General features: G+C 74.4%; 29 protein-coding genes and 4 tRNA genes. 11 read left to right on the top strand and 22 right to left on the bottom strand.

From position 1 onward, the window contains the following. Positions 1 to 25 precede the first annotated feature (25 nt). The 8 genes from JOF41_RS28850 to JOF41_RS28815 form a co-directional block, all read right to left on the bottom strand. Entirely contained in the window at positions 26 to 883 is an 858-nt protein-coding gene (locus tag JOF41_RS28850; protein WP_189223954.1) for a GGDEF domain-containing protein, read from the bottom strand. A 160-nt stretch (positions 884 to 1,043) separates the two neighbouring features. Continuing rightward, a complete protein-coding gene (locus tag JOF41_RS28845; protein ID WP_229795743.1) occupies positions 1,044 to 1,505 on the bottom strand; it encodes a hypothetical protein in 462 nt (153 codons plus the stop codon). Then, a complete protein-coding gene (dusB, locus tag JOF41_RS28840) occupies positions 1,498 to 2,634 on the bottom strand; it encodes a tRNA dihydrouridine synthase DusB (RefSeq protein ID WP_229795744.1) in 1,137 nt (378 codons plus the stop codon). The genes JOF41_RS28845 and dusB overlap by 8 nt, the downstream gene beginning before the upstream one ends. A 107-nt stretch (positions 2,635 to 2,741) precedes the next feature. After that, complete coding sequence (locus tag JOF41_RS28835) at positions 2,742 to 3,215, bottom strand: GNAT family N-acetyltransferase (protein WP_189223955.1); 474 nt, start codon at positions 3,213 to 3,215, stop codon at positions 2,742 to 2,744. A gap of 33 nt (positions 3,216 to 3,248) precedes the next feature. Continuing rightward, positions 3,249 to 3,728, bottom strand: a complete 480-nt coding sequence (locus JOF41_RS28830; RefSeq protein WP_189223956.1) for a superoxide dismutase — start codon at positions 3,726 to 3,728, stop codon at positions 3,249 to 3,251. A gap of 100 nt (positions 3,729 to 3,828) precedes the next feature. Continuing rightward, positions 3,829 to 3,904 (bottom strand) — tRNA-Lys (locus tag JOF41_RS28825). 133 nt (positions 3,905 to 4,037) lie between these two features. Next, positions 4,038 to 4,406, bottom strand: coding sequence for an SDR family NAD(P)-dependent oxidoreductase (locus JOF41_RS28820; RefSeq protein WP_209623210.1), 369 nt, complete (start codon positions 4,404 to 4,406; stop codon positions 4,038 to 4,040). 96 nt (positions 4,407 to 4,502) lie between these two features. Then, positions 4,503 to 5,342: an SDR family oxidoreductase gene (locus JOF41_RS28815; RefSeq protein ID WP_189223958.1), complete on the bottom strand. Its 840-nt coding sequence runs from the start codon at positions 5,340 to 5,342 to the stop codon at positions 4,503 to 4,505. Between the two features lie 90 nt (positions 5,343 to 5,432). Between JOF41_RS28815 and JOF41_RS28810 the strand changes: the two genes are divergently transcribed. Next, positions 5,433 to 6,002, top strand: coding sequence for a TetR/AcrR family transcriptional regulator (locus JOF41_RS28810; RefSeq protein WP_189223959.1), 570 nt, complete (start codon positions 5,433 to 5,435; stop codon positions 6,000 to 6,002). A 21-nt stretch (positions 6,003 to 6,023) separates the two neighbouring features. Here JOF41_RS28810 and JOF41_RS28805 read toward each other — a convergent pair whose 3' ends face one another. Next, positions 6,024 to 6,569, bottom strand: a complete 546-nt coding sequence (locus JOF41_RS28805; protein ID WP_209623206.1) for a hypothetical protein — start codon at positions 6,567 to 6,569, stop codon at positions 6,024 to 6,026. A 79-nt stretch (positions 6,570 to 6,648) separates the two neighbouring features. Then, the gene (locus JOF41_RS28800; RefSeq protein WP_189223961.1) at positions 6,649 to 7,059 is read right to left on the bottom strand and encodes a PPOX class F420-dependent oxidoreductase; all 411 of its coding nucleotides are present in this window, start codon (positions 7,057 to 7,059) and stop codon (positions 6,649 to 6,651) included. A gap of 210 nt (positions 7,060 to 7,269) precedes the next feature. Here JOF41_RS28800 and JOF41_RS28795 point away from each other — a divergent pair, with 210 nt between their 5' ends. Together JOF41_RS28795 and JOF41_RS28790 are read left to right on the top strand one after the other, a co-directional pair. Then, positions 7,270 to 8,097: a glutamate ABC transporter substrate-binding protein gene (locus JOF41_RS28795; protein ID WP_189223962.1), complete on the top strand. Its 828-nt coding sequence runs from the start codon at positions 7,270 to 7,272 to the stop codon at positions 8,095 to 8,097. A gap of 203 nt (positions 8,098 to 8,300) precedes the next feature. Next, positions 8,301 to 8,504, top strand: a complete 204-nt coding sequence (locus JOF41_RS28790; protein WP_189223963.1) for a cold-shock protein — start codon at positions 8,301 to 8,303, stop codon at positions 8,502 to 8,504. A 64-nt stretch (positions 8,505 to 8,568) separates the two neighbouring features. Here the strand turns inward: JOF41_RS28790 and JOF41_RS28785 are convergent, their stop codons facing one another. The 3 genes from JOF41_RS28785 to JOF41_RS28775 form a co-directional block, all read right to left on the bottom strand. Beyond that, the gene (locus JOF41_RS28785) at positions 8,569 to 8,880 is read right to left on the bottom strand and encodes a hypothetical protein (protein WP_189223964.1); all 312 of its coding nucleotides are present in this window, start codon (positions 8,878 to 8,880) and stop codon (positions 8,569 to 8,571) included. 378 nt (positions 8,881 to 9,258) lie between these two features. Next, positions 9,259 to 9,465 (bottom strand): heavy-metal-associated domain-containing protein, encoded by a 207-nt coding sequence (locus JOF41_RS28780; RefSeq protein ID WP_189223965.1) that lies wholly within the window; start codon positions 9,463 to 9,465, stop codon positions 9,259 to 9,261. A 55-nt stretch (positions 9,466 to 9,520) separates the two neighbouring features. After that, a complete protein-coding gene (locus tag JOF41_RS28775; protein WP_189223966.1) occupies positions 9,521 to 9,772 on the bottom strand; it encodes a hypothetical protein in 252 nt (83 codons plus the stop codon). A gap of 165 nt (positions 9,773 to 9,937) precedes the next feature. Between JOF41_RS28775 and JOF41_RS28770 the strand changes: the two genes are divergently transcribed. The 6 genes from JOF41_RS28770 (at position 9,938) to JOF41_RS28745 (ending at position 11,670) form a co-directional block, all read left to right on the top strand. Next, entirely contained in the window at positions 9,938 to 10,183 is a 246-nt protein-coding gene (locus tag JOF41_RS28770; protein WP_189223967.1) for a hypothetical protein, read from the top strand. 239 nt (positions 10,184 to 10,422) lie between these two features. Beyond that, positions 10,423 to 10,495 (top strand) — tRNA-Glu (locus JOF41_RS28765). 21 nt (positions 10,496 to 10,516) lie between these two features. Continuing rightward, positions 10,517 to 10,590 (top strand) — tRNA-Asp (locus tag JOF41_RS28760). A 33-nt stretch (positions 10,591 to 10,623) separates the two neighbouring features. After that, positions 10,624 to 10,700 (top strand) — tRNA-Phe (locus JOF41_RS28755). 233 nt (positions 10,701 to 10,933) lie between these two features. Then, the gene (locus JOF41_RS28750) at positions 10,934 to 11,146 is read left to right on the top strand and encodes a helix-turn-helix domain-containing protein (RefSeq protein WP_189223968.1); all 213 of its coding nucleotides are present in this window, start codon (positions 10,934 to 10,936) and stop codon (positions 11,144 to 11,146) included. Continuing rightward, complete coding sequence (locus JOF41_RS28745) at positions 11,143 to 11,670, top strand: Clp protease N-terminal domain-containing protein (RefSeq protein ID WP_189223969.1); 528 nt, start codon at positions 11,143 to 11,145, stop codon at positions 11,668 to 11,670. Before JOF41_RS28750 ends, JOF41_RS28745 begins: the two co-directional genes overlap by 4 nt. Here JOF41_RS28745 and yczE read toward each other — a convergent pair. Further along, positions 11,639 to 12,268 (bottom strand): membrane protein YczE, encoded by a 630-nt coding sequence (yczE, locus tag JOF41_RS28740; protein ID WP_209623203.1) that lies wholly within the window; start codon positions 12,266 to 12,268, stop codon positions 11,639 to 11,641. The genes JOF41_RS28745 and yczE overlap by 32 nt on opposite strands. 61 nt (positions 12,269 to 12,329) lie before the next feature. Between yczE and yczR the strand changes: the two genes are divergently transcribed. Then, entirely contained in the window at positions 12,330 to 13,790 is a 1,461-nt protein-coding gene (gene yczR / locus JOF41_RS28735) for a MocR-like transcription factor YczR (RefSeq protein ID WP_189223971.1), read from the top strand. Positions 13,791 to 14,158: 368 nt separating this feature from the next. Here the strand turns inward: yczR and JOF41_RS28730 are convergent, their stop codons facing one another. Continuing rightward, the gene (locus JOF41_RS28730) at positions 14,159 to 15,037 is read right to left on the bottom strand and encodes a hypothetical protein (RefSeq protein WP_209623201.1); all 879 of its coding nucleotides are present in this window, start codon (positions 15,035 to 15,037) and stop codon (positions 14,159 to 14,161) included. A gap of 363 nt (positions 15,038 to 15,400) precedes the next feature. Between JOF41_RS28730 and JOF41_RS28725 the strand changes: the two genes are divergently transcribed. Next, positions 15,401 to 16,378 (top strand): S8 family peptidase, encoded by a 978-nt coding sequence (locus JOF41_RS28725; RefSeq protein WP_244989716.1) that lies wholly within the window; start codon positions 15,401 to 15,403, stop codon positions 16,376 to 16,378. On the opposite strand, the gene JOF41_RS38420 is transcribed toward JOF41_RS28725, so the two are convergent. The 7 genes from JOF41_RS38420 to JOF41_RS28690 form a co-directional block, all read right to left on the bottom strand. Next, on the bottom strand, positions 16,356 to 18,518 hold the full coding sequence (locus JOF41_RS38420; RefSeq protein ID WP_209623199.1) for a CHAT domain-containing protein: 2,163 nt from the start codon (positions 18,516 to 18,518) through the stop codon (positions 16,356 to 16,358). The genes JOF41_RS28725 and JOF41_RS38420 overlap by 23 nt on opposite strands. After that, positions 18,515 to 18,937, bottom strand: coding sequence for a hypothetical protein (locus JOF41_RS28715; protein ID WP_189223974.1), 423 nt, complete (start codon positions 18,935 to 18,937; stop codon positions 18,515 to 18,517). The genes JOF41_RS38420 and JOF41_RS28715 overlap by 4 nt, the downstream gene beginning before the upstream one ends. Next, positions 18,934 to 19,473, bottom strand: coding sequence for an RNA polymerase sigma factor (locus JOF41_RS28710; RefSeq protein WP_209623197.1), 540 nt, complete (start codon positions 19,471 to 19,473; stop codon positions 18,934 to 18,936). Before JOF41_RS28710 ends, JOF41_RS28715 begins: the two co-directional genes overlap by 4 nt. A 91-nt stretch (positions 19,474 to 19,564) precedes the next feature. Then, positions 19,565 to 21,790: an FtsX-like permease family protein gene (locus tag JOF41_RS28705; RefSeq protein WP_209623196.1), complete on the bottom strand. Its 2,226-nt coding sequence runs from the start codon at positions 21,788 to 21,790 to the stop codon at positions 19,565 to 19,567. After that, positions 21,787 to 24,069: an ABC transporter permease gene (locus tag JOF41_RS37965; RefSeq protein ID WP_209623194.1), complete on the bottom strand. Its 2,283-nt coding sequence runs from the start codon at positions 24,067 to 24,069 to the stop codon at positions 21,787 to 21,789. Before JOF41_RS37965 ends, JOF41_RS28705 begins: the two co-directional genes overlap by 4 nt. After that, positions 24,066 to 24,743, bottom strand: coding sequence for an ABC transporter ATP-binding protein (locus JOF41_RS28695; RefSeq protein WP_189223978.1), 678 nt, complete (start codon positions 24,741 to 24,743; stop codon positions 24,066 to 24,068). The genes JOF41_RS37965 and JOF41_RS28695 overlap by 4 nt, the downstream gene beginning before the upstream one ends. Then, on the bottom strand, positions 24,740 to 25,264 hold the full coding sequence (locus JOF41_RS28690; RefSeq protein WP_189223979.1) for a PadR family transcriptional regulator: 525 nt from the start codon (positions 25,262 to 25,264) through the stop codon (positions 24,740 to 24,742). The genes JOF41_RS28695 and JOF41_RS28690 overlap by 4 nt, the downstream gene beginning before the upstream one ends. Positions 25,265 to 25,286: the final 22 nt, after the last annotated feature.

Raw genomic sequence — 25,286 nt, 5'->3', positions numbered from 1 at the left:
CGAATGGGTGAGTTGTCCTCGTTGCTCAGTAACCAACGACGCGGGATTCGGCGATTCCCCGTCGCCCAGAAGCGGGACCGGCGAGACGCACCCGACCGCCCTCCCGGTACGCCACGGCGTTCCGCCCGGACTGCTTCGCGGTGTAGAGCAGGCTGTCTGCCCGCAACAACTGCTGCTCCGGTGCCACCGGGGGCCGCGACACCGCGTCCCCGGCGGGCGGCTCGTAGGCCAGGCCGATGCTGACGGTCACCCGCAACCCCGGCGCGAGCGAAGCCCAGGCGTGACGCTCGACACGCATCCTCGCCGCTTCGGTGATCTCCACCGCGCTCGCCGGGTCGACGTCGGGCAGCACGAGGACGAACTCCTCGCCGCCGTAGCGGGCGCAGAACCCGCCCTCGGGCAGGTCTTCCTGCAGCAGTTCGACCACGCGCTGGAGCACGCGGTCGCCCAGCAGGTGCCCGAAGGTGTCGTTGACCTGCTTGAACCAGTCCAGGTCGATCAGCGCGATGGCCAGCCCGCCGCGGGTGGCGCCGCGCTCGCTGACCATGGCCACCAGCCGCTGGTCGAGGTAGCGGCGGTTGTAGCTGTCGGTGAGGCTGTCCCGCAGGCTCTGCTCGCGCGCCTCGGCGTGCTCGCGGCGCAGCCGGTCGACCTCGCGGCGCAGCTGCTCGGGGATCTGCGGCTCCTCCTCCTGGTCGGCGCAGACCAGGTCGAACGCGGACCGCAGGTGCTGGTACGCCTGGCGCCACTGGCCTCGGGAGGCGAGCAGCGCGGCGATGGACTCGTGCAGCTGCACCAGGTCCGTGCCCCCGGACGCCGATGGCGCCCCGTCGGGCTGGCGGGCGCGGTCGGATTCGGCGACCTCTGGTCGCAATGCGGTCATCGTGCTCACCTCCCTACTTGCCAAGGTGTCGTCCCTCATGAGTCGGCGCTTGAGCCGGCGGGACGCGTCACAGGTTGATTTCCCTCGACTGGCTGACTGTGCACTGCCCCGAAACGGTGACGTTCGATGATCGAGTTGGCGGAGCGTGATCGCCGGTTGCTCAGCCCGCGCAGGGCGCGAAGCCGTACGCCTTGCCGTTGAGCAGCACGACGTGCTGGGAACCGATCTGACTGCCCAGCTCAGCGCCGTCCTGCAGCAGGGTGACGGTCACCGCGACCACCAGGACCACCCCGCGTGGGTGCTCGTCCTCCCCCGGTGGTGTCCAGTCCGCGTCCAACCGCAGCGTGGACATGGTCGGCTGGACCCTGAGCGTGCCGCTGGGCAGCTCGCACTCGTCCTCCCGGAAGTCCGGGTGCTGGGTGTCGCGCAGCAGCTCGCGCTGCTCGGCCATGCCCTGCCCGCCCGCCTCGTTGAGGTCGGTGAAGTAGCCCTCGACCAGTTGGCGCTCGACGTCGGTGACCCGCAGCGGGCGGGCCGCGCCCGGCACGGCCGAGCCGCACCCGGCCAGCAGCAGCGCGCAGACGGTCAGCAACGCGCCCCGCAAGCGGCCTCTGTCACCCACCCGAGTGCATCTCTTCGGTGTCGGGGACCATGGCGTCCTCCGGGTCGTCCAGCCAGCCCTCCGGCAGCACGACCTTCGCGGGCGAGCCCTGCCGCCCGCGCGGCCCCTCGGCGTCCTGCGGGTAGGGCGCGGTCGGGTCCAGCTGGCCGATCAGGTCCTCCAGCTCCGCCACGGTGCTCACCATCGCCAGGGACCGGCGCAGCTCCGCCCCCACCGGGAAGCCCTTCAGGTACCACGCCATGTGCTTGCGCAGGTCGCGGATGCCCTTGTCCTCACCGAGGAACGCCGCGAGCAGCACGCCGTGCCGCCGCAGCACCTCGGCGACCACGCCCAGGTCCGGCCCGGCCGGGACCGGCTCGCCCCGGAACGCCGCCTGCAGCTCGCCGAACAGCCACGGCCGTCCCAGGCAGCCGCGCCCGACCACCACGCCGTCGCAGCCGGTCTCGGCGACCATGCGCAGCGCGTCGGCGGCGCTGAAGATGTCGCCGTTGCCCAGCACCGGGACGCTGGTCACGGCTTCCTTCAGCCGTGCGATGGCCGACCAGTCCGCCTGGCCCGAGTACCGCTGGGAGGCCGTGCGCGCGTGCAGCGCAACCGCTTGCGCGCCCTCCTCCTCGGCGATGCGACCCGCGTCGAGGTAGGTGTGGTGCTCGTCGTCGATGCCGATGCGGAACTTCACCGTCACCGGCACCCCGGCGGGTTCGGCGGCGCGCACCGCCGCGCGCACGATCCGGCGGAAGAGCTGCCGCTTGTAGGGCAGCGCCGCGCCACCTCCCTTCCTGGTCACCTTGGGCACGGGGCAGCCGAAGTTCATGTCGATGTGGTCGGCGCGGTCCTCGCCCACGATGAACCGCACCGCCTCGGCCATCGACGCGGGGTCGACGCCGTAGAGCTGCATCGAGCGCGGGTGCTCACCCTCGCCGAAGGTGATCATCTGCATGGTCTTGGGGTCGCGCTCGACGATCGCCCGAGCGGTGATCATCTCGCACACGTACAGCGAGCCCGCGCTGCCGAACTCCCGGCACAGCTGCCGGAACGCCACGTTCGTGATGCCCGCCATGGGCGCGAGCACGACCGGCGGGTCGACCGCGTACGGGCCGATCTTGAGCGGGGGGATCGCAGGAGCCACGCTCCCAGGCTAGCCGCTGCGCACCCGGTGAAAGGCCGTTGTGCGCGGCGCTACCCGAACCCCGTGCGCGCAGGCGGGGCGGGTGCTGCTCGGGGCGCTCACCCGGCTCATCCGGCCACCACCCAGTCGTTGCAGCGGATGGGGTTGCCCGGCGGGTACTCGAAGTCGCACTCGCCGAGCAGGGTGAAGCCCGCCTTGCGGCACACCGCGTTCGACGCCGGGTGGTCGACGCGCGGGAAGGCGTGCACCGGTCTGCCGCCCGCGCGCCGCACCACGGCCTCGGCGGCGGCCGAGGCCACGCCCCGGCCCTGGAACGCGGGCAGGACGCTCCAGCCCACCTCGTGGACCTCCGCGTCGTGCCGGCTGCGCGGCCAGTACCCGACGCAGCCCGCCTGCTCACCCCCGACGCTGACCCGGTACATCCGGCCCCCGGTCAGCGCCAGGTAGCGCCGGTGCCGGGCGAGGACCTGCTCCGCTGTCTCGGGGCCGCCCAGCTGCGCCGTCAGCTCGGGCGCGTTGAGCAGGCGGAGGAGGTCGACGTCGCCCTCGGACCAGGGCAGGAGTTCGATCTTCGCGGTCATGGCGGACACCCTGCCCGAGGGGTGCGACAGTTCTCAGAAGCGGACCGTCAGGCAGCCCAGCCGGGCGCCCGCCGTGCCCGCGTGACCGGGCTCGGTGTGGGTGCGCTCCGCGTGCAGGACGATCGAGTTCGCCCGCCGATCGGTGAACTGCCACGGCACGACCGTGTGAGCGATGCCGCGACCGCGACCGTCCGTGGTGAAGTCGAGCCAGATCTCGTTGCGCGGGTTCGCGAACGAGGGATCTGTGGAAGGGCTCACCGGATCGGGGACGTTCTGGTAGTGCGGGCCCGCGTCCTCGGGCTTGGGGCCGCACGGGTTGACGTGCGCGTGCGTGCCGTAGTCGCGGTGCGGCAGCAGGCCGGTCACGCGCAGCGCCACCGCCGTGCGGCCCGCGACCGGCAGGACCATGACGGTCGCCCGCGCGCCCGCGGGGACCCGCTCGTCGTAGCTGATCAGCTCGCCGGGAGCGGGCGCGAACGAGGCGGCGAGCGCGAACGCCATCAACAGGTGCATGGTTCCTCCCTAGTGGGCAGCGGGGCCGCTCACCAGCGGTGCCACCCGTTCCGGTGGGGTGGCACCGCGCCGAATGCGTCCGTTCCGGCGGAAGGGGCTTTGGTGGGCCGCCAGGGACTCGAACCCTGAACCCGAAGATTAAAAGTCTCCTGCTCTGCCAATTGAGCTAGCAGCCCTCGGCCACAGCTTACCGAGGCAGCGGACCGCCGTGGGGGAGCGGTGGTCGGCGGGTGGATGTGGTCGCGGTCACGTGCCCGGCCCGCGCCGTCGAGCGCGAGTCCACTGTGGATGGTCCGAGCCGGTGCGCGGTCAGGACATGGGACCGAGCCCGAAGCCGCCGTCGGCGACGATCTCGGAGCCGGTGGCGAAGCGCGCCCGCTCGGAGGCGGCGAACAGGATGAAGTCGGCGATCTCGTCCGGGGAGGCCATGCGGGGGATGGCGAAGTCGTCGACCGGGACCAGTTCCCGGCCATCGGGGCCGTAGGCCGGTGGCGTGTCGATGATGCCGGGGTGCACGGCGTTGACGCGGATGCCGTCGGGGGCCAGTTCCTTGGCGGCCGTGCGGGTCAGGCCGCGCAGCGCCCACTTGCTGCTGCTGTAGGCGGCCAGGCCGGGCGCGGCGGTGAGCCCGGCGATGGAGTTGACGTCGACGATCGCGCCACCGCCCGCCTTGCGCATCGAGGGGCCGCGGCGCGGATGCCCACCAGCGCGCCGGGGGCGCCGGTGACGAGGACGGTCTTGCCGGTGAAGTCGAACACGGCTCCGCTCCTCGGTTCAGCTGTCGGCGTCGGTGGAGTGGGCCAGCTCCCGCTGGGCCTCCAGGGCGCGCAGGCGGTTCCCCAGCGCGTCGGTGGCCAGCGCGTAGGCGTCGGAGCCCAGCGTCAGGCGCAGCGGTCCGCCCGCCTGGTCGGCGCGGGCGATGATGGCGGCGGCGATCTTGGCTGGGTCGCCGGGCGCGGGCAGCGGGGGCAGTTCCCCGGCGGCCATGCGGCGCAGCTGACCCGAGGGGCCGTCGGCGTACTCGGGCAGCGGCGGGCCGAGCACCGAGCCGCCCGCGCCGAAGTTGGTGCGGGACACGCCGGGCTCGACGATGGTCACGTCGATGCCGAACGGCGCGAGCTCGGCGGCGGCGGACTCCCAGAAGCCCTCGATCCCCCACTTGGTGGCGTGGTAGAGGCTCATCGCGGGGAAGGCGATCTGGCCGCCGACGCTGGCGATCTGGACGAACCGCCCGCCGCCCTGGCGGCGCAGGTGCGGGGTGGCGGCGCGGGCGAGCTGGATGGAGGCGGTGAGGTTGGTCGCGATCTGGCGGTCGATCTGCTCGTCGGTGAGCTCCTCGGCCGCGCCGAACAGCCCGTAGCCCGCGTTGGAGACCACGACGTCGATCCGGCCGAGTTCGGCGAAGGCGCGGTCGACGACCTCGCGCAGCGCGGTGGTGTCGGTGATGTCCAGGGCGGCGCGCCAGAGCTGGTCGCCGTGGCGGGCGGCGAGGTCGTCGAGGGTGTGCGGGCGGCGCGCGGTGGCGGCGACGCGGTCGCCGCGGCGCAGCAGCTGCTCGGTGAGCTCGCGGCCGAAGCCGGAGGACGTGCCGGTGATGAACCAGGTGCGGGTCATGTGCGCTCCCCTGTAGGTAACTAACTAGATACATTCGTACACGAACGCGCCGCCTCTGTAAACATCTGGATGGTTATGTACGGTGACCCCATGCCACCTGACGCCACCGAGACCAAGCGGCGACTGCTCAGGGCGGCGGTCGAGGAGTTCGCCACCCACGGCCTGGCGGGCGCGCGCGTCGACCGCATCGCCGAGACCGCCGCGGCCAACAAGCGGTCGATCTACATGCACTTCGGGACCAAGGAAGAGCTGTTCGACAGGGTCGTGGCGGAGAGCATGACCGAGCTGGCGGAGGCGGTCGCGATCGACGCGGGCGACCTGCCCGCCTACGCGGGCGCGCTGTACGACCGGCTGCGGCAGCGGCCGCACATCACCCGGCTGTACCTGTGGGCGGGGCTGGAGCGGCAGCGGCCGGTCGAGGCCGAGGCGGCGGAGTACCGGCGCAACATCGCCGCCGTCGAGGCCGCCCAGCGGGCGGGCCGGGTCCGCGCCGACATCCCGGCGGTGGAGCTGATGGCCATGGTGATCGCGCTGGTGATCAGCTGGGACACCGCCTCCTGGTCGCTGAAGGCGCTGCCGGGGGCGGCCGGTCGGGAGCCTGCCCCCGAGCACCGGGCCGCGGTGCTCGCCGCCGTGGCCGCGCTCGTCCGACCGCTCTGAGCGCGCCGCCCGCCGGGACGGCTAGCGCGGGGCGCAGCCCACGCCGTCGCGGTTGGTGTCGAGGTGGTGCCGGTCGCGGCCGGGCACCTCGACGCGCGTGATGCCCTGCTCCCGCAACCACAGGCAGGTCCACCACACGTGCCGGGGGAACTCCCACGGGACGCACCCGGTGTTGGTGACGTAAGCGTGGTCGCACCCGTCCGACCCTTCCGGCGGCGCCTGCTGGACCTCGGAGGACGGCGGGGCGGTGGTCGTGGTGGGCGGCGGCGCCGTCGTGGTGGTGGTCACGGTGACCGGGTGCGGCGGCGTGGTGACCGCGGGCGGCTGGGCGGGCAGCGGCGCGGGGAACGACCGGGGGAGCGGTGGTGGCGCCACCTCGGTGGAGCGGACGGCCTGGACGCTGGTGGCCAACGTGGCGCTCAGCACGTCCGGCCCGGTCGGACCGGTGTCCACCCGCCGCACGTCCACCGGCCGCGGTTGGCCGCCGTTGACCAGCACGACCAGCAGTGCGCTCGCCGCCAGTGCCGCTACCGAGCCCACCACCAGGGCATGTCTGCCACTGCTCATCTCGCGCACCTGCTCCGCCGCATCCCCAAGTGTCACCTGGAATCGTTCGACGAACCGGGGGCGTTACCGCGCGACCCGGTCAGCCGCTGCGGTCGGGGCCCGCCCGGTGCGGTTCCACGCGCAGCAGGACGCGCCGCTCGGCGACCATCGACGCCCGGTAGTCGGCCCAGTCCCGGTGCTCGCCGGAAATGGCGCGGTAGTAGGAGATCAGCCCGTCCATCGCCGCCGGGAGCGACACCACCTCCGCGATCCCGTCGACCTGTATCCACCGGCCGAAGAACTGGTCGGGCAGCACGCACAGCCAGACGCGCGGGTCGTTGCGCACCTGCCGCACCTTGTAAGCGGTTTCCCGAGTGCTGATCACGATCCTGCCCCCGTCGTCGAGGGCGGCGAGCACCGGTGACATCTGGGGCGTGCCGTCCGACCGCATGGTGGCCAGCACCGCCCGGTGCTGCTTCCTGATGACGTCGCGCGCGTGATCCAGGTCCATCGGCCCATCATCCCGGCGGGGCCGGTGAACGGCTCGGTGCGCGATCGTGACCACGCGGTTACGTGGGCGCCCACCTCCGCCGCGCCGGGCCGGAATTGCGACGCATCCCACGCTTGACCGTGCAAGTAGGCCCTTTTTCGCTGCTTAGCATGTTGGCGCTCGGTGCGCAGATCCGCACCACGACACCCACCATCGAGAGGTGCGCAGCTGATGCTGTTCCGACGACTGCTGCCCGCGACCGCCGCGGTCGCCGCCCTGGTGCTCACCACCGCCTGCGGCGGGGCGGACGAGAACACCCTGGAGGGCCGGGCCCAGGACGGGAAGCTGACCATCGGCATCCGGTTCGACCAGCCCGGCATGGCGCAGCGCAGGCTCGACGGCAAGTACGTCGGGTTCGACGTCGACGTGGCCAAGTACGTCGCGGGCGAGCTCGGCGTGCCCGAGAACGGCATCACCTGGGTGGAGGCCCGCTCCGCCGACCGGGAGAGGCTGATCACCACCGGCGCGGTCGACTTCGTCGTGGCCACCTACTCCATCACCGACAAGCGCAAGGAGCAGATCGCCTTCGCCGGTCCGTACTTCGAGACCGGGCAGGGCCTGCTGGTCCGCTTCACCGAGGAGGCGATCAAGGGCCCGGAGACGCTCAACGGCAAGCGGCTGTGCTCGGTCACCGCGTCGACCTCGGCGCAGAAGGTCAAGGACCAGTTCGCGCGGGACGTGACGCTGGTGGAGTACGGCCAGTACTCCGACTGCGTGGTGGCGCTGCTGGCGGGCAACGTCGACGCGGTCACCACCGACCAGGCGATCCTGGCCGGGTACGTCGCGGAGAACCCCGAGCTGCTCAAGCTGGTGGGGCAGAAGTTCACCACCGAGCGCTACGGCATCGGCCTGGCCAAGGACGACCAGGCCGGGCGGGCCAAGATCAACCAGGCCATCGAGAAGATGGTCGACAGCGGCGCGTGGCGCGGCGCGCTGGAGCGCAACCTCGGCGAGGCCGAGGTCGAGCTGCCGGAGCCGCCCGAGATCACGGAGAAGTGAGCCGACCGCCCGTCAGCGGTAGTGCTCGCTGTGATCAACCGATACGCTCGGCCACGCAGGCCGTGGTTTCTGTGTTCGTGTCTCACGCTCGCGGAACGACACGCGGGCGTGCTGTCTCCCGCCCCACCGGTGGGGGGAAACGCCCCGGGACGGCCGGGGCTGCACGGTGCAGCCCCAAGCTTTCCTGCGATGGAGGCAGGCAGATGGCAGAGGGCACTGTGAAGTGGTTCAACTCCGAGAAGGGCTTCGGCTTCATCGCCCAGGCCAACGGGGGGCCTGACGTCTTCGTGCACTACTCGGAGATCCAGGGTTCCGGCTTCCGCACCCTGGAGGAGAACCAGAAGGTCGAGTTCGAGATCGGGCAGGGCACCAAGGGGCCGCAGGCCCAGAACGTGCGCGCGGTCTGATCCAAGGCGTGGCGCAGGCCCCCGACCGCTCACCGCGGTCGGGGGCCTGCTCGCGTGCGGGGGACTAGTAGCCGCGCTGGCGGGCTTCCCACTCCAGCCGCTGCATGACCCACTCGGTGGCCAGCGCCTGGGGGGAGGTCTGCCGCTCCGCGGCCAGCTCCTTGAGCTGCTCGTTGGCCATGAGCTGCAGGCGGAGCTGGTAGACCTGCGCGTTGCCGAAGCTGCTGCCCGAACCCGTCGTCTCCGGGTCGGCCGTCTCGGGGGCCAGCGCCGCCAGGTAGGACTGCAGCTCCTCGTCGGGAACCAGTTCTTCCTGTTCGCGGGCGGGGGGCCGGTGACGGCCGGACTTCGAGCGTCCAAGGGGACCTAGAGGCACCGCGTCACGATAACGGTTGGATTGCGGAAGACCGCAAAGTGTGGCGCTGGTCACAGGTGTGTGCATGGAGAGGCCCCCGCGCCAGGGGGAGGAACGCGGGGGCCTGGAGGGGATCTCCACAGGCGCTGACCGGGGGTGTGTCAGCAAATCGGATTCTTGCACGCGCGGCAGGGCGGCGGGAGTGGGTTGAGGGGAAATCTTGGACCCGCGGTGGCGCGGGGGCGCGCCACCGCAGGTCGCGGGTCGTCCGGGCGGCGTCGGACCGGACCTCGGCGTGCCCCGTGAGCACGGCTTTCGGCATTTCGCGGGGTCGCGGCGGCAAATCCGCCACGGTGCGCGCCCGTGTCGGGAAAACATTTCCCCGACGCGGGCGCGAGGTCAGCCCGCCAGTTCGTAACCCGCCTCGGTGACCGCCGCCTTGACCTCGTCCAGGCCCAGCTCGCGGGTGCTGGTCACGGTGACCGCCCCGGTCTCCAGCCGCACGTCCACGCCTGTGACGCCCTCCAGGGCGGTCAGCTCCTCGGTGACCGAGCTGACGCAGTGGCCGCAGGTCATGCCGGTGACGGTGTAGGTGGTGACTGCCATGTGCCCTCGTTTCCTCGTGACTGGTCAGTCCGAGGATACCCGTGGGGGGTAAGGGTTACGCGGGCGGCTCATCGGGCAGGTCCTCCAGTTGGCTGATCTCGCCCTCCAGCCGGTCGACGAGCTGCTCCAGGCCCGCGAGCATCCCGTCGAGCTCGCCCATCTTCTCGTTCATCAGCGCGTCGAGGTCGGCCTCGAAGGCGGCCATCGACGGGGCCGGGGGCGGTTCCGCGCCCGCGGCGGGCGGGGTCTGCCCAAGGGGCTGCTCAGGCGTCTGCCCAGGGGTGGGGTCGGGTTGGGGCTGCGTCATGGGTGCGCGTCCTTCCTGTTCGCCACAAGCACATCACGCCCCACTTGACACCGGGGTACCTGCACGGAAAGTGACACTCCGTCGGCTTCGAATCACTCTCCGGGGGGCTGCGGTACTTCGCAGGGCTCACTTAATCTCGCGCCAACCTCAAGTCGGGGAGGCGTCATGAGCGGGTCCCTAGAAGTTCGCCAGTTCCTGTGGAACCAGGACGACATCGTGTCCAGGCCGGGCAGCGGAGGCGTGCCCGCGCAACGAACCGGGGAGCCCTCGCGCATCTCCGACGAGCAGGTCCACCGGGCTCGGCTGTCCGTGGCGCGCGGCGCCACCAGCGCCGAGGACTGCCGGCTGCTGCTCGACATGCTCGGCCTGGTGCCGGGCGAGGACGGCGGGGTCCCGCCCGTCCAGCGGTAGGCGCGCCAGTGGCGGCCCACCCCGGACGCGCCCCCGAGGTGCGTCCGGGGTGGGCCGCTCGCCACCAGCCCGGTGGGGGCGACGGCCGTCCGGGGGTGGAGAAATTGCAGGTCAGAAAGTTTTGACCCCCCCGTTTTGGAGTATCGGGGGGACGTGTCATATGCTTACGATGCTTCCACCGGACAGCGGTTGGAGGGCCTGGGAAGAAGGTGGCCCACACGGGCTGCTGGAGGAACGAGGTCCCCATCGTCTAGCGGCCTAGGACCCCGCCCTTTCAAGGCGGTAGCGCGGGTTCGAATCCCGTTGGGGGCACGTAGTACTGTAAGAGAGCAAGGCCCAGTGGCGCAGTTGGTTAGCGCGTCGCCCTGTCACGGCGAAGGTCGCGGGTTCAAGTCCCGTCTGGGTCGCAAGGCTGTTCGGCTGAGGCCGGGCCGCTACCTGGCCAGGTAGCTCAGTTGGTACGAGCGACCGCCTGAAAAGCGGTAGGTCGGCGGTTCGACCCCGCCCCTGGCCACCAGCACGTGGAAAGCCCCACTCGCCTCCGGCGGTGGGGCTTTCGCCATTTCCGGGTTCGCCACCAATCCAGGCCCCCACCTTTCCACGTGATGTGCGCCACTTCCCGCCAATCGCCGCGCCCGAATTCCTTGATCCGCCCGGCAGGCCACTCGCCGGAGGGGTGAAGCGGCCCGATGGGTGGAATCGTGTCAACCTGGGTTGACACGAGGGCTGTTGTCAACCAAAGTTGACGTCATGGCGGAGGCAACGGAACTGGCGGTCGCGGCGGGCGACCAGGACCCCCGCGTCGGGCTCCGGGCGGTCAGCGCGCTGCGCAGGCTGCTCGAACAGCTCGAAGCGGTGCAGGTCCGCAACGCCCGCGCGCGTGGGTGGTCGTGGCAGGAGATCGCCGCCGAACTGGGTGTGAGCAGGCAGGCGGTGCACAAGAAGCACGGGGGAAGCCGATGATCGCGGAGCGGTTCACCAGGCAGGCGCGGCAGGCGGTGCGGGAGGCGGTCCGCGAGGCGGAACGCCGGGACGCGGACCGGATCGAGCCGGAGGACCTGCTGCTGGCGGTGCTGGACACACCGGTGCTGGCGGAGTTCGGGCTGGCGCGCGCGGAGGTCGAGGCGGCCTTCGAGCGGGCCCGGCGCAAGGGCGGGCTCAGCGACGCCGACACCGAGGCGCTGCGCGGCCTGGGCATCGACGTGGACCAGGTCGTCGACTCGGTCGAGGCGGCGCTGGGGGAGGGCGCGCTGGCGCGACGCCCCCGGCGCGGGCGGGCGCTGTTCGGCCTGCCCTTCGACGCGGCGGCCAAGCAGGCGCTGGCCCGCTGCCTGGTGGAGGCCAAGGACCTCGGCCACCGCACCCTCGACCGGGAGCACCTGGTGCTGGCGCTGCTGTCCGGGCGGGGACTGGTGGCCGAGGTGCTGGCCGGGCTCGGCGTGGACTACACCGAGGTCAGGCGGCGGGTCGTGGCCGCACCCAGGTGACCGGGGGCAGGAACGCCTGGGTGAGCGGCCCGATGGCCAGCGCGTAGAGGACCGTGCCGACGCCGACGGTGCCGCCCAGCAGCCAGCCCGCGGCCAGCACGATCACCTCCACCGCGGTGCGCACCAGGCGCAGCGAGGTCCCGGTCCGCGCGCAGAACCCGGTCGTCAGGCCGTCGCGCGGGCCGGGGCCGAGCCGGGCGCCGATGTAGACGGCGGCGGCCAGGCCGTTGAGCACGACGCCCCCGGCCAGCAACAGCACGCGCACCGCCAACCCGGTGGGCGCGGGCAGCAGGGCCAGCGTCACGTCCACCGCGACGCCGATGACCAGCACGTTGCTCACCGTGCCCACCCCTGGGCGCTGGCGCAGCGGCAGCCAGCACAGCAGCACCAGCACGCCGACCAGCGCGGTCACCGTGCCGAAGCTCAGCCCGGTGCGCTCGGCCAGTCCCTCGTGCAGCACGTCCCACGGGTTCAGGCCCAGCGCGGCGCGGATCTGCAGCGCCATGCTCGCGCCGTAGAGCCACAGGCCCACCAGAAGTTGGATGATCCGACGTGTAGGTGCGATGGTGACCGGGACCGGCGTGAGAGCGGCAAGCACTTGGCCATCTTGAGCGCCCTTTGGCTTCCTTATCCATGACCAATACTCAATAATTGGCCTTGTGGAGCTAGGTTTCCCAGCAAGTGGACGTATTTCCGGGTTCCGGCTCGCCCGGCTGCTCGGCGAGTGGCGGCGGCGCGGCGCCCGCCAGGGCTCGGCCGACCTCGCCGCGGCCATCCGGATGCTGATCCTGGACGGCAGGCTCCCGGCGGGCACCCGGCTGCCCGCCGAGCGGGAGATGGCCGACGCGCTGCCGGTCAGCCGGACGATGATCACCGCCGCGCTGGACCAGCTGCGCGCCGAGGGCCTGGTGGCCAGCAGGCGCGGCGCGGGCACCTGGGTCAGCCTGCCCACCGGCCACCTCGGGATCGCGCCGGACACCCCGCTGGTCGGGCACAGCATGGTCGACTTCGCCCGCGCCGCCCCGCCCGCGATCCCCAGCACGCTCGCCGCGTTCGACGCGGTGCGGCTGCGGATGCCCGAGCGGCTGGCCGACCACGGCTACTACGAGCACGGCCTGCCCGACCTGCGGCAGCGCATCGCAGCCCGGTACGAGGCGCGCGGCCTGCCCACCTCGCCGGAGCAGATCCTGGTCACCAGCGGCGCGCAGCACGCGCTGGCGCTGGTGCTGCGGCTGCTGACCGGGCCGGGCGACCGGGTGCTGGTGGAGCAGCCCAGCTACCCCAACGCGCTGGACGCGATCAAGGCCGTGTCGGCGATCCCGGTGCCGGTGGCGATGACCGAGACCGGCTGGGACCTGCCCGGCATCGCCGCCGCGCTGCGCCAGGCCGCGCCGAGGATGGCGTACCTGGTGGTCGACTTCCACAACCCCACCGCGCACCGCATGGGCGCGGCCGAACGCGCCGAGCTGGTGGAACTGGCCCGGCGCGCACGCACCCCGCTGGTGGTCGACGAGACCGTGGTGGAGCTGGACCTCGACGGCGACCCGCTGGACGGCCCGCCGCCGGTCGCCTCGTTCGGCGAGGACCTGGTGATCACCCTGGGCTCGGCGAGCAAGTCGCACTGGGGCGGTCTGCGGATCGGCTGGATCCGCGCCACGCCGGAGGTGGTGCACCGGCTGGTGGCGGGCCGCACCGCGCTGGACCTCGGCTCCGCGGTGCTCGACCAGATGGTGCTGGCCGAGCTGCTGGCCGACCCGGAGCCCGCGCTGGCCGCGCGCCGCGCGCAGCTGGCCGACCAGCGCGACGTGCTGATGGCGGGCCTGCGGGAGCACTGCCCCCGGTGGCGCTTCCGCAGGCCGTCGGGCGGGCTGAGCGTGTGGTGCGAGCTGGACGCGCCGGTGAGCACGCGGGTCGCGGTGGTGGCGCAGAACCACGGCATCCGGCTGGTGCCCGGCTCGCGGTTCGGCGCGCACGGGGGCTTCGAGCGCTGGCTGCGGCTGCCGTACGTGCTGCCCGCCGAAGTGCTGCGGGACGCGGTGCGCAGGCTCGGGCTGGTCGCCGCGACCGTGTCCGGCACGGGCGTGGAGGGCGACGCGGAGGTGGACGTCCCGGTCGCGTGACCCCCGGTCGCGTGACCCCCGGTCGCGTGACCCCTGGTCGGGTGGTCGCTGCCGCCGGACCCCGGCGCAGCCCCTCGATGGGCCGGGGTCCGGCGGCGCGCGGACCGGAGACCTGCGGCGGAACGCTCCAGGGAGGGCGTTCCGCCGCAGGCTTCGGCGTGGTCCCAGCGCCACGGGGGCAGCGTGGCGACGGGACCTGCCCCGTTCCTGCCGGGGCGCGGTCGGCAGGACGGGAGTGCGAGGTCGTGCCGGTACTGCGGGTGGGTGCTACCGCGAGACGACTGCCGCGGTGTGCCCGGAGGAGTGCCGGAGGTGCGCGCAGGGGTGTCCTCGGGGCACACGGGTGCCGCGGCACCCGGTCGGGTCGCTCAGTCGGGTGAGGTGCTCGGCAGGCCGGGAACGCTGCCGGGGGACCGCCAGTCGTCGCGCCGCTCGACCGACCACGCGGTGGCGGGCTGGAGGGCGGACTGGGCGGTCAGCAGGGCGACGGTGCCGCCGCCGCGGTGGCCGTTCGAGCTGTCGTGCGTGCTCGACGAGGCGATGGGCGCGCTGGGCGCGGCCGGGGCGTGCTGCGAGGCCGGAGAAGGAGCGCCGGGCTCCGGGTTCTCCCAGGTCAGATCAGGTGTCGCAGGTGTATCCGGCACGGCCGGGACGGCCGGGGCCACGGGGGCCGCCGGGGCGGGTTCGGCGGGCGCGGTGCGCACCGGGGCGGCGGGTGGGGCGTGCGCGGGCGGAGGTGGCGGGACGGGGGCGGTCGCCTCGGGCACCGGCGGCGCCAGCGCCAGCGCGGCCTCCGCCCGCGCGGCCACCTTGGCCTGGTACACCTCCGGGGGCACGGTGTTGGACACCGCGCCGGTGCGGCCGGACACCTGGAGGTTCCCCGAGTGGAGGCCGACCGAGTGGAAGCCCGCCGCGACGGGTTCCCACTCCGGCTCGGCGGGGTCGGCGGGATGCTCGACCGGCACCACCTGCTCGGTGGGCACGACCTCCAGCACCGCCAGCCGCGGCGGACCGGGCAGCCGCTGGTCGAGCAGCGCGGCGATCAGCTCGTCCTGGTGCGCCGCCTGCTCCTGGTGCGCCGCCTGCCGCACGGCGTCCAGCGCCGCCCGCACCTCGTCCGCCGGGTCGTCCGAGACCGCTGCCGCGACCCCCGACCCGAGCAGCCACGCGGCGCCCGCGAACCCGCCCACGGCCGCGGCCCGCAGCAGCAGCGACCCGGTGCGGCGCACGGCGTTGCTGATGGCCACGGGATCACCACCGTTCGGGACTGCGGCGAACGGGCGGACCGTTCGGAGGGGCGACGTGGTGCTATGTCTAGCACTGGTCACCGCTTTTGCGAACGCCGCGAGCCCTAACCCACTCGGAAGGGCGGTCTGTTGCGGCTGTCCGGGGCGCGGGCGGGGAACTCGAACACCGTCCGTCGTGGTCACCGCATCAGGTGACTACCCGGGACGTCCGCTGTGGACGGAGCGCGAACCCGGCACCCTGTCCGCTGTGGACATTGGACTAGCGCAGGGTGCGGGCCTGGAACCGGTCGTCGAGCTGGTGGACCGCTGGCGCCGGGAACGGCCCGACCTGCTGGTGCACGACCCGGCGGACCGACGGAGTGCTTGGTCCGTTCAGGTGAGGTACTGATACCTCCGGATGGACTCCCGGAGGCGGTCGACCGGCTGCGCCGGTGGGTGGACCGGCTGGCCGAACCCGCGGCCTCCGGGTTCACCCGCGTCCGGCTCCGCCCCGCCGAGCGGGACCAGCCGGTGCGCATCGCGCGCGAGGTGGGCCTGGGCATCGCCCCGAACCACGTGCACGTGGGCAGCCCGATCATGATCGGCACGGCGCACCCGCTGCCCGCCTCGGCCGCCCCGCCCGCGCCGCCGTCGGACGAGGCCTGGGCGGTCACCGCCGCGGTGCTGGACACCGGGCTGGACCCGCACCCGTGGTTCGCCCACCGGGCGTGGTTCGCCGAGGGCGGCCACCCGCCGGAGGTGCTGGACGCCGACGGCCGCCCCGGCCAGGACCGCCAGGCCGGGCACGGCACGTTCGTCACCGGCGTGCTGGTCCGGCACGCGCCGGGGGTGCGCGTGCGGCACCGCCGGGTGCTGTCCTCGCTCGGCCTGTCCGACGACGTCACCGTCGCGCGTGGACTGAGGTCGGTGCGCGGGGCCGACGTGGTGGTGCTGAGCTCGGGCTGCCGGACCGCCGACGACACCTGCCCGCCGGTGCTGCGGCACGCGGTGGCGCGGCTGGCCGGGTCGGTGGTGGTCGCCGCGGCGGGCAACGGCGCGAGCGAGCGGCCGACGTGGCCCGCGGCGCTGCCCCGGGTGGTGGCGGTGGGCGCGGACGCGCCGTTCAGCAACCGGGGGGACTGGGTGGACGCGGTGGCGCCGGGGGTGGACGTGGTGAGCAGCTTCGTCCGGCTCGTCCCCGGCTCGGCGGCGCGCGAGTACGGGTTCGCGCGGTGGAGCGGCACGTCGTTCGCCGCGCCGAGGGTGGCCGCCGAGGTGGCCCGCCTCCGCCACGCCGGGGAGCCCGCCGAGCGGGCCCGCGCGGCGGCGGTGCGGCGGTTCAGCCCGCGCCGAAGCAGCTGAACCCGAGATCGCCGTGCTCGGCCTGGGCGTCGGCGAGCGCCTGGGCCGGGCCGGTGCCCAGCGCGGCGTGCAGGGTGGCCATCAGCGCGGGCGCTCGGGCGTCGGGCACGTCGCGGACGCAGGCGATCACGGCCCGCGCGCCGCGCCGCAGCAGCAGCGGGGCCAGTCCGGAGTGGCACGCCGACAGCACCACCACCGCCGGAGCCCGCTCCAGGCGGTCCAGGTCGTGGCCGTGCAGCGGGCCGTCGGCCAGGCGCAGGTGGGAGAACAGCGGACTGCCCGCGCGGAACTCGCCGTGCGCGGCGATGTGCGCGACGTCGGCGCGGGCCAGCGCGTCCAGTGTGGACTCCACGGTGGAGCGCTGGGCGCCGCCGTGCCGCCGCCGCAGCGCGCGGACCTCGGCGACCGCGTGCCGCAGGCCCGGCCCCGCGACCCACAGGCGGCGGTCGAGCGCCAGCGGTGTGCGCGCCGCGCGCAGCCAGCACGCCGCAGAGGGGGCGACGGAGACGGCGCGGCCCCGGCACGAGGGCAGCGCCGCCCACGGCAGGCGCTCCAGCTCGGGGCTGGGCACGACGACCAGCGGGCGGTCGCCAGCCGGTGCGGTGAGGCCGTCCAGCTCGCGGATCGCGGTCGCGTTGCGGCCCAGGGCCAGCGCCCGGACGTGGTGGTCGAACCGGCGCGCGTCGCCCGCGTCGCGCAGGCGGACCCGGCCCGCCACGACCGACACCGCGACCAGGCGGCCCCGGTGGCTGGTGAAGTGGAGCAGGGCCCGCTCGCCCAGCGCCGCCGGGTCGGGGAACGCGCGGTGCCGCCGGTCGGTGCCCGCCGCCAGCGACAGCCTGCGGATCTCCCGCTCCAGCCGGACGATCCCGTCGTGGTCGTCGCGGGCGCGGGCCAGGCGCAGCTCGGCGGAGGGGCGGGCGGTGGCGGGGACCGGTGCGGGCGGGTCGGCGCGGCGGTGCTCGGCCCAGCGGACCACCGCCATGGCGTCACCGGCCGCCAGCGCGTGGTCCAGGGCGATGGCGACCAGCTCGGGGCCGGGGTGCTGGTCCGGTGGCTGGAGGGCCAGCCCGGCGCGGCACGCGGCGACCGCCGCCCGGCGGTCGCCCGCCAGCCGGGCGCGGGCCAGCCAGCCGAGCGCCCGCGCGCGGGCGGTGCCCCGGTGCCTGCGCGCGGCGGCCTCGACCAGGGCCCCGGTGGCCAGCCGCAGCTCGGCGGCGTCCTCGTGGTGGCCGTGGGCGTCGCACGCCGCGGCGATCTCGACAGCGGTCTCGACGGCCTGGGCACCGGCCCGCAGCGCCACCGCCGTCGCGGCGGGCACCCAGGCCGCCCGCCCCTGCGCGCGGAACATCGTCGCAGCCCGCGCCGCCAGGTCGCGGGCCGCCGCCGGGTCGTCGTCGCGCAGCGCGCAGCGCCCGGCGAGCAGCAGCGCCTCGGGCAGCCGTGAACCCCGGTCGCACCGGTCCAGCAGCGCCACGGCGGGCCGCAGCACCTCGCGCGCCTCGGCCACCAGACCGGCCGCGAGCAGCGCCTGCGCCCGGTCCACCAGCGCTTCCGGCTTGCTCGCCACGCGCAGCCCCTCCCTCGCGGCCCGCTCGTAGTGCCGCAGCGCGGCCGGGTGGTCGCCCGCGAGCACCGCCGCGAAGCCCCGGTTGTGCAGCGCCATCGCCGCCCGCTCCGGCTCGCCGATGGACAGCAGCAGCGCCCGCGCGGCGGCGAAGTCGGCGTCCGCCTCGGCCGGGCGCACCGCGTAGCACCGCGCGATCCCGCGCCCGATCAGGGCGTTGGCCTGCCAGCGGTGGTCGCCCCGCAGCCGCCGCACCGCCGCGGTCAGCGCCTTGACCGCCAGCCGGGGGTCGGCCTGCTGGCACAGCAGCAGCCCGCGCAGGCAGCGCGCCCGAGCCAGGTGCCGCACCGTCGCCCCGGCCTCGGCCGCCACCGCGTCCAGGTGCCGCGCGCACGCCGCCGGGTCGCCCCGGTCCAGCGCGATCCAGGCCAGGGTGAGCCGGAAACCGGCCCTGTCCCCGCCCGCGTCCCCATCCGCGTCCCCGCTCGCCGCGCGCAGCCCCTCCTCGGCCACCCGCTGGGCCCGCGCCAGCTGGCCGGACTCGACCAGCGCCAGGCAGTCGTCGTGGCTCACGCGACGAACCACCCGGTGCCCCGGTCCGCCCGCCCCGGCCCGCGCAGCACGAACGCCACCGGCCCGCACGGCACCCCCTCGAACTGGAACCACCCCCGCTCGGCGGCCGCCCACGCGCCCCCGCCCGGCCAGCGCACCACCGCGTCGGCCGCCTCCCGCGCCCGCCCGACGACGTGCACGGCCCGCCGCCCGCGCGGTTCCAGGCGCAGGTCGAGGTCGGCGAACCGCAGCGTCCGCGCGCCGCCGACGCCGCGCACGCCCTCGGGGTCCTCCAGCGCGGAGTCGGCGATCAGCGGCAGCGGCACGGCCGGGTCCAGCCGCTGCGCCAGCGCCGCCGCCGCGGCGTCGGCCAGCGGCGCGGGCACGGGGTCGACCCGGTTGAGCAGGTCGGCCAGGTCGGCCAGCAGGTCGCGGGTCATCCGACCAGCTCCGGCACCAGGCGGCGGCGCAGGGTGGCCAGGCAGCGGCTGCGCATGGGGCCGAGGCTGCCGGTGGGCACGCCCAGCGCCGAGGACACCTCGGCGTAGGACAGCTCCGGGGCGTGCGCCACCAGGCGCAGCACCTGCCTGCACCGGTCGGTCAGCGAGGAGTACGCGGCCCACAGCGCCCGCGCGCGGTCGTTGTCCAGCGCCACGTCCTCCGGCGTGGGGTCCGGCGGCCCCCACAGGTCCACCGGCTCCTGCCTGCCGCGCAGGGCCAGCACCCGCACGGACTCGTGACGGGCCGTGATCACCAGCCAGGCGCTGAGCTTCTCCGGTTCGCGGATGCGGAACAGGTGCTGCGCCAGCGCCAGCCAGGTCGCCTGGCAGACGTCCGAGGCGTCCTCCGGGGCCAGCCGGTGCGCCCGCGCCACGCCCCACACCAGCCGCTCGTACCCGCGCACGATCCGCCGCCACGCGCCCGCGTCGCCCGCCCGCGCCATGGCCAGCAGCTCCGCGTTGAGTTGATCTCGCATGACGGCTGGGAGGGGCAGCGGGCCGGTCCGGCTCCCCAGGTCACACGATCGTGCGGCCGGGAGGACCGGTCAGGGGAGCGGAGGGCCCGCCTCACTCGGTGCGCAGGGCGCTCGGGCGGATCGCCGAGCGCAGCGCGGGCAGCGTGCACAGCGACACCGCCAGCACCACCACCGCGGCCGTCCCGACGGTGACCACCACCTCGCTCCAGTCCACCCGGAACCGCTCGGAGGGCACCAGCAGCCACGCGGTGCCCAGACCCAGCGGGGTGGCCAGGGCCAGGCCCAGCGCGGTCGGCACCGCCGCCTGCCACGCCGCGGCCGCCGCCAGCGTCCGCCTCGGCACGCCGTTGGCGGCCAGCACCGCGACCGGGCGGCGGCGCTCCCACACCTGGTCCACCGCCGCGGCGGCCAGCCCGACCACGGCCAGCAGGGTCAGCAGCACCGACGCGCCGATCACGCCGCTGCGCAGCGAGGTGAACAGCTCCACCTGCGCGCTCTGCCCCGTCGACAGCCGCACGGCCCGGTCGACGCGGCCGGTGGCGGCCAGCAGCCGATCGGCGAACGCCGCGTCCGGGTCGCCCTCGACCACCAGCTGGTAGGGGCGCAGCGCGCTCAGCACGGGGTCCGCGCCGCCCGCCACCAGGAGCCCCGCGGGCAGCCGGGAGTCGGAGGGGGTGTCGATGAGCACCTGGTAGTCGGGGATGGTCCAGTCCCGGCCCGCCAGGACCGTCCGGGTGCCCGGACGCGGCGCGTCGCGCCCGTCGTGCACCCAGTAGGCCCGGCCCGGCGCGCAGTCCCGCACGCCCAGCATGTGCGCCAGCTCGGCGCAGTCGGTGCTGACCACCCCGTGCGGCTTCCCGCCCGTGGTGGCGCCCCAGCGCACCTCGCTGATCCGGCGCACCCCGCCCACCAGGGCGATGGCCTCCTCCAGCTCGCGCAACGGGGTCGGCTCGGACAGCGCCAGCGTCCAGCGGCCGGTGCCCTCGTCGGCGGTGCCCGCGCCGAAGCTGTCCGCGGTGAAGTCCGCCGCCGCGGACAGCAGCACCTGCAGGGTCAGCGAACCGGTCAGCACGACCACCACGCCCGCCAGCACGCGCGGGGTGTTCCGGTCGTGGCGCAGGCCGCGCAGCGCCAGCATCGGCGCGATGCCCTCCACCTGCCCGCGCGAGACCCGGCCGACCAGCCACGGCAGCACCGCGCCGGTGCCCACCAGCACCAGCCCGATGCCCGCGCCCAGCGCCAGCGTCACGACGGGATCGGTCATCACGCTCCAGAAGTCGCTGGTCAGCGAGATCGACACGAGCACCAGCGCGCCCGCGCCGACCAGCGCGAACCGCCACCAGCCCCGGCGCGCGGGCACCTCGGTGCGACGGCTCAGGCCCAGCGGGCCGATGTCCACCGCGCGCAGCCCCAGCAGCGCCGAGCCGACCGCCACCACCGGCACGCCCACCGCGATCAGCACCCCCAGCAGCGGGTCGGGCAGCAGGTCGGTGGGGAAGAAGCCGACCCCCTCCACCTCGATGAAGCGGGCCAGCGGCCGGGCCGCGAAGTACAGCGCCACGCCCACCAGCAGCCCGAGCAGCGCCCCGGCCAGCGTCTCCCCGCTGGCGATCCGGTGCACCTGCGCGCGGCTGCCGCCCGCCAGCCGGATCGCCGCCAGCCGCTGCTCCCGGCCGGTCGCGCCGAGCCGGGTCGCCACCATCACGAAGATCGCCAGCGGCACCAGCAGCGCCACGATCGCGGCCACCACGAGCAGCCCGTAGACCAGGGGCCACTGCTGCCGGTAGTACTCGCCGCCGAAGCCCAGGGCGGGCGCGGCCGCGGCGGTGTCCGCCAGGCCCGCGTAGAACAGCAGCGACTTGGGGCGCGGCAGGCCGACCTCGCCGATCACGCCGATCACCCGCTCGGGGAACCGGGCGCGCGCGGAGTCGTCGGCCGCCATCAGCTCCAGCAGCTCGGGCGAGACGACCACCTCGCCGGGCAGCGGGAGGCGCCCGACCCCCGGCGGCGGCGCGGCGCCCTGGCCGACCGCCGCCACCTCGACGCCGGAGATCTTCCGGCCCTGCCAGTCCACGAACACCTGCCGCACCCGCAGCGGCGCGGACTCGTCCTGGACGTAGGACGGCGCGGTGGCCGCGACCCGCGCGGACTTCGCCTCGCGGGCCGGGCCGATCGACGCCGCCAGCAGCAGGACCGTCACCCCCAGCCCCACCCCGGCGGCGGTGAGCGCCAACCTGGCCCACGACGTCCGGCCGCCCCCGACAGCCAGCCGCACGCCGAGGACCAGGTCGGCGGCCCACCGCATCCGCGCGCTCATTCCGAGCGCAGCCCCAGCGCGCCCGTGGCCCGGCGCAGGGACGGCAGCGTCAGCGCCGTCACCACCAGGCCCAACCCCGCCGCGGCGGCGCTGAGCAGGCCGATGCCGCCCCAGTCGAGCGCGACCGGCAGGTCGAGCACGCGCAGCAGCAGCGCCGCCAGACCGGTGCCCACCGCCGTCGACACCACCAGCGCCAGCAGCAGCGGCACCGCGTTCTGCCACAGCAGCGACCGGCCCAGCGCGCCGCGCGGCACGCCGCTGGCGGCCAGCACGGCCAGTGGCCGCCTGCGCTCGCGCACCTGCTCCAGCGCGAGCACCAGCAGGCTGGCCCCGGCCAGCAGCAGGGTGATCAGCGAACCCGCGAGCAGGGCTTGGCGCACGCTCATGAACTGCACCACCCGATCCGCCATGTCGATCTCCCCCACGAAGCTGACGAACGTCCGCCAGGTTAGCGGTGCGACCGCGTTGCGCACGTGCTCGACGGCGTCGGCCTTGCTCTGGTCGAGTTCGACCATGATCTGGGTCCGGCCTGGCGGCAGGTCCGCGCCGCGCACCGCGGCGGGCGTGAGGAACAAGCCCGACGTGTTGCGCGTCACGATCTCGGCCCGCACCAACTCGTACCGCGGGACGGTCCAGCTCTTCGTGATCTCCTCGTCCTCGCTGAAGGCGGTGACGGTGGTGCCCGGTGCGACGGCAGGGTTCCCGGTGGCCGCCTGGTTGACGACCATGAAGGCGTCGCCGTCCTGGCAGTCCGGCAGGGCGGTCAAGGCGGTCATCGCCTCGCACGTGCCGATGGTGATCCCCTGGTAGTTGCGGGTGTCCGTGCGGTAGGCGAGCGACTGCGTCGTGTGCACCCGCTTGACGCCCTCGGCCCGCTCCAGCATGCCCACCGCCTGCGGGGCCAGGTCCTGCGGCTCCTGGCGCAGGCTGACGTGCACCTTGCCGCGGTCGGCCTCGGACAGCGGCTCCTCGATGATCTTGGCGGACACGCTGGTCAGCACCGACTGGAGGGCGATCGCGCCCGCCAGCACCACCGCGACCCCGCCGACGACCCGCGCCGCCGTGCCGCTCTCCAGCTGCAGCCTGCGGATGGCCAGCTGCCACGACGGCGCGCCGCCGCGCAGCCTGCTCACCGAGCGCTCGACCACCCACGGCAGCATCGTGGGGATGCCCAGCAGCAGCAGGACGATCCCGCCGATCAGCACCTCCTGGTTGCCCGCGCCGCCGGAGGACTCGCCCATCGAACCGGCCTGGGTCAGCAGCGCGACCGCGCCCAGCGCGATCGGCACCAGGCGCCACCACAGCACCCTGCGCACCGGCTTGGTGTGGCGCACCACGCCCAGCGGCTCCACCACCGTGCGGCGCATCGCCAGCACCGAGGTGACCACGGCCAGCACCGGGACCAGCGCGCTGATCAGCACCGCCAGCCACGGCACGGGGGTCAGGTCGCCGGTGAACACGCTGAGCCCCAGCAGCCGCACGTCCTCGACGAACCGCCTGCTGATCATGAACAGGCCGGTGCCCACCGCCAGCCCGATGACGGCGCCCAGCAGCGCCTCGCCCGCGGCGATCCGGCGCACCCGCTGGGCGCCCGCGCCGACCAGCCGCAGCGCGGCCAGCCTGCGGTCGCGCTGGGCCCCGGCCAGCCGGGTGCTGATGCCGACGAAGACCAGGATGGGGAACAGCAGGACGACGCAGCCCACGATGACCAGCAGCGTCAGCAACGGGCCGAGGTCCTGCGCCTGCGTGGGGCCGCCGAACCTGGCGATGGGGTCGGCGGAGTCCCGAGGCATCCTCGGATCGCCCACCATGGCCACCAGGTCGTGCGGCGCGGTGAGGGCGTTGTCGCCGATGCTGCCGATGACCTTCTGCGGGAAGCGCTCGCGCAGCAGCTCGCCCTCGGGCGAGTCCAGCAGCTCCCGCAAGGCGGGGGAGACGTACATCTCGCCGTCGCCGGGCACGGCGGGGATGCCCGGCGGCACCGGCGCCTGCGGCCCGCCCGCCATCATGTACCGGACGTCGACCGTCTCGGCGCGGTACTCGGTTATCCACCACCTGAGGTACAGGGCGCGGTCGTCCGCCTCGCCGGGGATGGCCGCCTGCTGTGAGCTGCGCTCGGCGCGCTCGGCGAAGATCGTGGGCACCGACGACGCGGCGAGCAGCACGGCCACGCCCAGCCCGATGCCCGCGCCGGTCAGCACGAGCCGCACCCACGAGGTCCGGCCGCCGCCCAGCGCCAGCCGCACGCCGAGGGCGAGGTCGGAGAACCAGCGCTTCACCTCGCGGGCTCCACTTCGCGGGACTTGCCGTCGCGCACCACGACCTCGCGGTCGGAGTACGCGGCCACCCGCGCCTCGTGGGTGACCAGCACGACCGCCGCGTTGGTCTCCCTGGCCGCGGCGGTCAGCAGCTGCATCACCCGCTCGCCGTTGAGCGAGTCCAGCGCGCCGGTCGGCTCGTCGGCGAACACCACGCTCGGCCCGGTGACCAGCGCGCGGGCCACCGCGACCCGCTGCCCCTGGCCGCCGGAGGTCTCGCCGGGGCGCTTGTCGGCGACGCCGGTGACCTCCAGCCGCTCCAGCCACTCGCGGGCGCGGGACTCGGCCGCGCGGCGCTTGATCCCGCCCAGCCGCAGCGGCAGGGCGACGTTCTCCAGGCAGCTCAGCTCGGGCACCAGCTGGCCGAACTGGAACACGAAGCCGAAGTCGGTGCGGCGCAGCTCGCTGCGCTGGGCGTCGGGCATCGAGCTGAGCTCGGCGTCCCGGTAGCGCACGGTGCCCGAGTCGGGCTGGAGGATGCCCGCCAGGCAGTGCAGCAGCGTCGACTTGCCCGAGCCGGACGGCCCCATGACCGCCACGACCTCGCCCGCCCGCACGGACAGGCCCGCGCCGTCCAGCGCGGGCGTCGGCCCGAACGACTTGCGCAGGTTGGTGGCTTCCAGCAGCGCCCTCATCGGACGACCTCCGTCTTGAGCCGGTCCAGCCGGGCGGCGGTGAGCTCCAGCCACCGCAGGTCGGCTTCCAGGTGGAACAGGGCGTGATCGCAGATCAGCTGGTCGGCGAGGTCACCGGCGGCCTTGCGCTTGGTCAGCTCGCGCATGGTGACCAGGTGCGCCGAGCGCTGGGTGTCCAGCACGTCGCCCGCGTCGCGACCGGACAGCAGGGCCAGCACGACCTTGGAGTAGAGCGTGTTCTGCAGGTAGGGCTCGGGCTTCTCGGGCGTGCTCAGCCACTTCTCGACGTCGGTGACGCCCGCGTCGGTGATGGCGTACCGCTTGCGCTCGGGACCGTCGCCCGCCTCCACCCCCGCTTCCTCGACCAGGCCGTTGCGCAGCAGTCGGGACAGCGTTGTGTAGACCTGCCCGTAGTGCAGCGGGCGGTCCTGCCCGAAGCGCTCGTCATAGGCCCGCTTGAGGTCGTAGCCGTGTCTTGGGCCCTTTTCGAGCAAGCCCAGCAGGGTGTGTCCGATCGACATGGGCGCCACTATACACACGGGG

The sequence above is a fragment of the Saccharothrix coeruleofusca genome (assembly GCF_017876325.1).
In the GTDB taxonomy this organism is placed as follows: domain Bacteria; phylum Actinomycetota; class Actinomycetes; order Mycobacteriales; family Pseudonocardiaceae; genus Actinosynnema; species Actinosynnema coeruleofuscum.
Note: the sequence above shows the minus strand (reverse complement) of the source record. Positions and strands in the feature narration are given on the sequence as shown.

Coding starts and splice junctions, on each gene's coding strand:
- JOF41_RS28850 (WP_189223954.1), bottom strand. CDS start 883: ATGACCGCATTGCGACCAGAGGTCGCCGAATCCGACCGCGCCCGCCAG.
- JOF41_RS28835 (WP_189223955.1), bottom strand. CDS start 3,215: ATGACCGCGAAGATCGAACTCCTGCCCTGGTCCGAGGGCGACGTCGAC.
- JOF41_RS28830 (WP_189223956.1), bottom strand. CDS start 3,728: ATGCACCTGTTGATGGCGTTCGCGCTCGCCGCCTCGTTCGCGCCCGCT.
- JOF41_RS28820 (WP_209623210.1), bottom strand. CDS start 4,406: ATGCGCAAGGCGGGCGGTGGCGCGATCGTCGACGTCAACTCCATCGCC.
- JOF41_RS28815 (WP_189223958.1), bottom strand. CDS start 5,342: ATGACCCGCACCTGGTTCATCACCGGCACGTCCTCCGGCTTCGGCCGC.
- JOF41_RS28810 (WP_189223959.1), top strand. CDS start 5,433: ATGCCACCTGACGCCACCGAGACCAAGCGGCGACTGCTCAGGGCGGCG.
- JOF41_RS28805 (WP_209623206.1), bottom strand. CDS start 6,569: ATGAGCAGTGGCAGACATGCCCTGGTGGTGGGCTCGGTAGCGGCACTG.
- JOF41_RS28800 (WP_189223961.1), bottom strand. CDS start 7,059: ATGGACCTGGATCACGCGCGCGACGTCATCAGGAAGCAGCACCGGGCG.
- JOF41_RS28795 (WP_189223962.1), top strand. CDS start 7,270: ATGCTGTTCCGACGACTGCTGCCCGCGACCGCCGCGGTCGCCGCCCTG.
- JOF41_RS28790 (WP_189223963.1), top strand. CDS start 8,301: ATGGCAGAGGGCACTGTGAAGTGGTTCAACTCCGAGAAGGGCTTCGGC.
- JOF41_RS28780 (WP_189223965.1), bottom strand. CDS start 9,465: ATGGCAGTCACCACCTACACCGTCACCGGCATGACCTGCGGCCACTGC.
- JOF41_RS28775 (WP_189223966.1), bottom strand. CDS start 9,772: ATGACGCAGCCCCAACCCGACCCCACCCCTGGGCAGACGCCTGAGCAG.
- JOF41_RS28770 (WP_189223967.1), top strand. CDS start 9,938: ATGAGCGGGTCCCTAGAAGTTCGCCAGTTCCTGTGGAACCAGGACGAC.
- JOF41_RS28750 (WP_189223968.1), top strand. CDS start 10,934: ATGGCGGAGGCAACGGAACTGGCGGTCGCGGCGGGCGACCAGGACCCC.
- JOF41_RS28745 (WP_189223969.1), top strand. CDS start 11,143: ATGATCGCGGAGCGGTTCACCAGGCAGGCGCGGCAGGCGGTGCGGGAG.
- JOF41_RS28715 (WP_189223974.1), bottom strand. CDS start 18,937: ATGACCCGCGACCTGCTGGCCGACCTGGCCGACCTGCTCAACCGGGTC.
- JOF41_RS28710 (WP_209623197.1), bottom strand. CDS start 19,473: ATGCGAGATCAACTCAACGCGGAGCTGCTGGCCATGGCGCGGGCGGGC.
- JOF41_RS28705 (WP_209623196.1), bottom strand. CDS start 21,790: ATGAGCGCGCGGATGCGGTGGGCCGCCGACCTGGTCCTCGGCGTGCGG.
- JOF41_RS28695 (WP_189223978.1), bottom strand. CDS start 24,743: ATGAGGGCGCTGCTGGAAGCCACCAACCTGCGCAAGTCGTTCGGGCCG.
- JOF41_RS28690 (WP_189223979.1), bottom strand. CDS start 25,264: ATGTCGATCGGACACACCCTGCTGGGCTTGCTCGAAAAGGGCCCAAGA.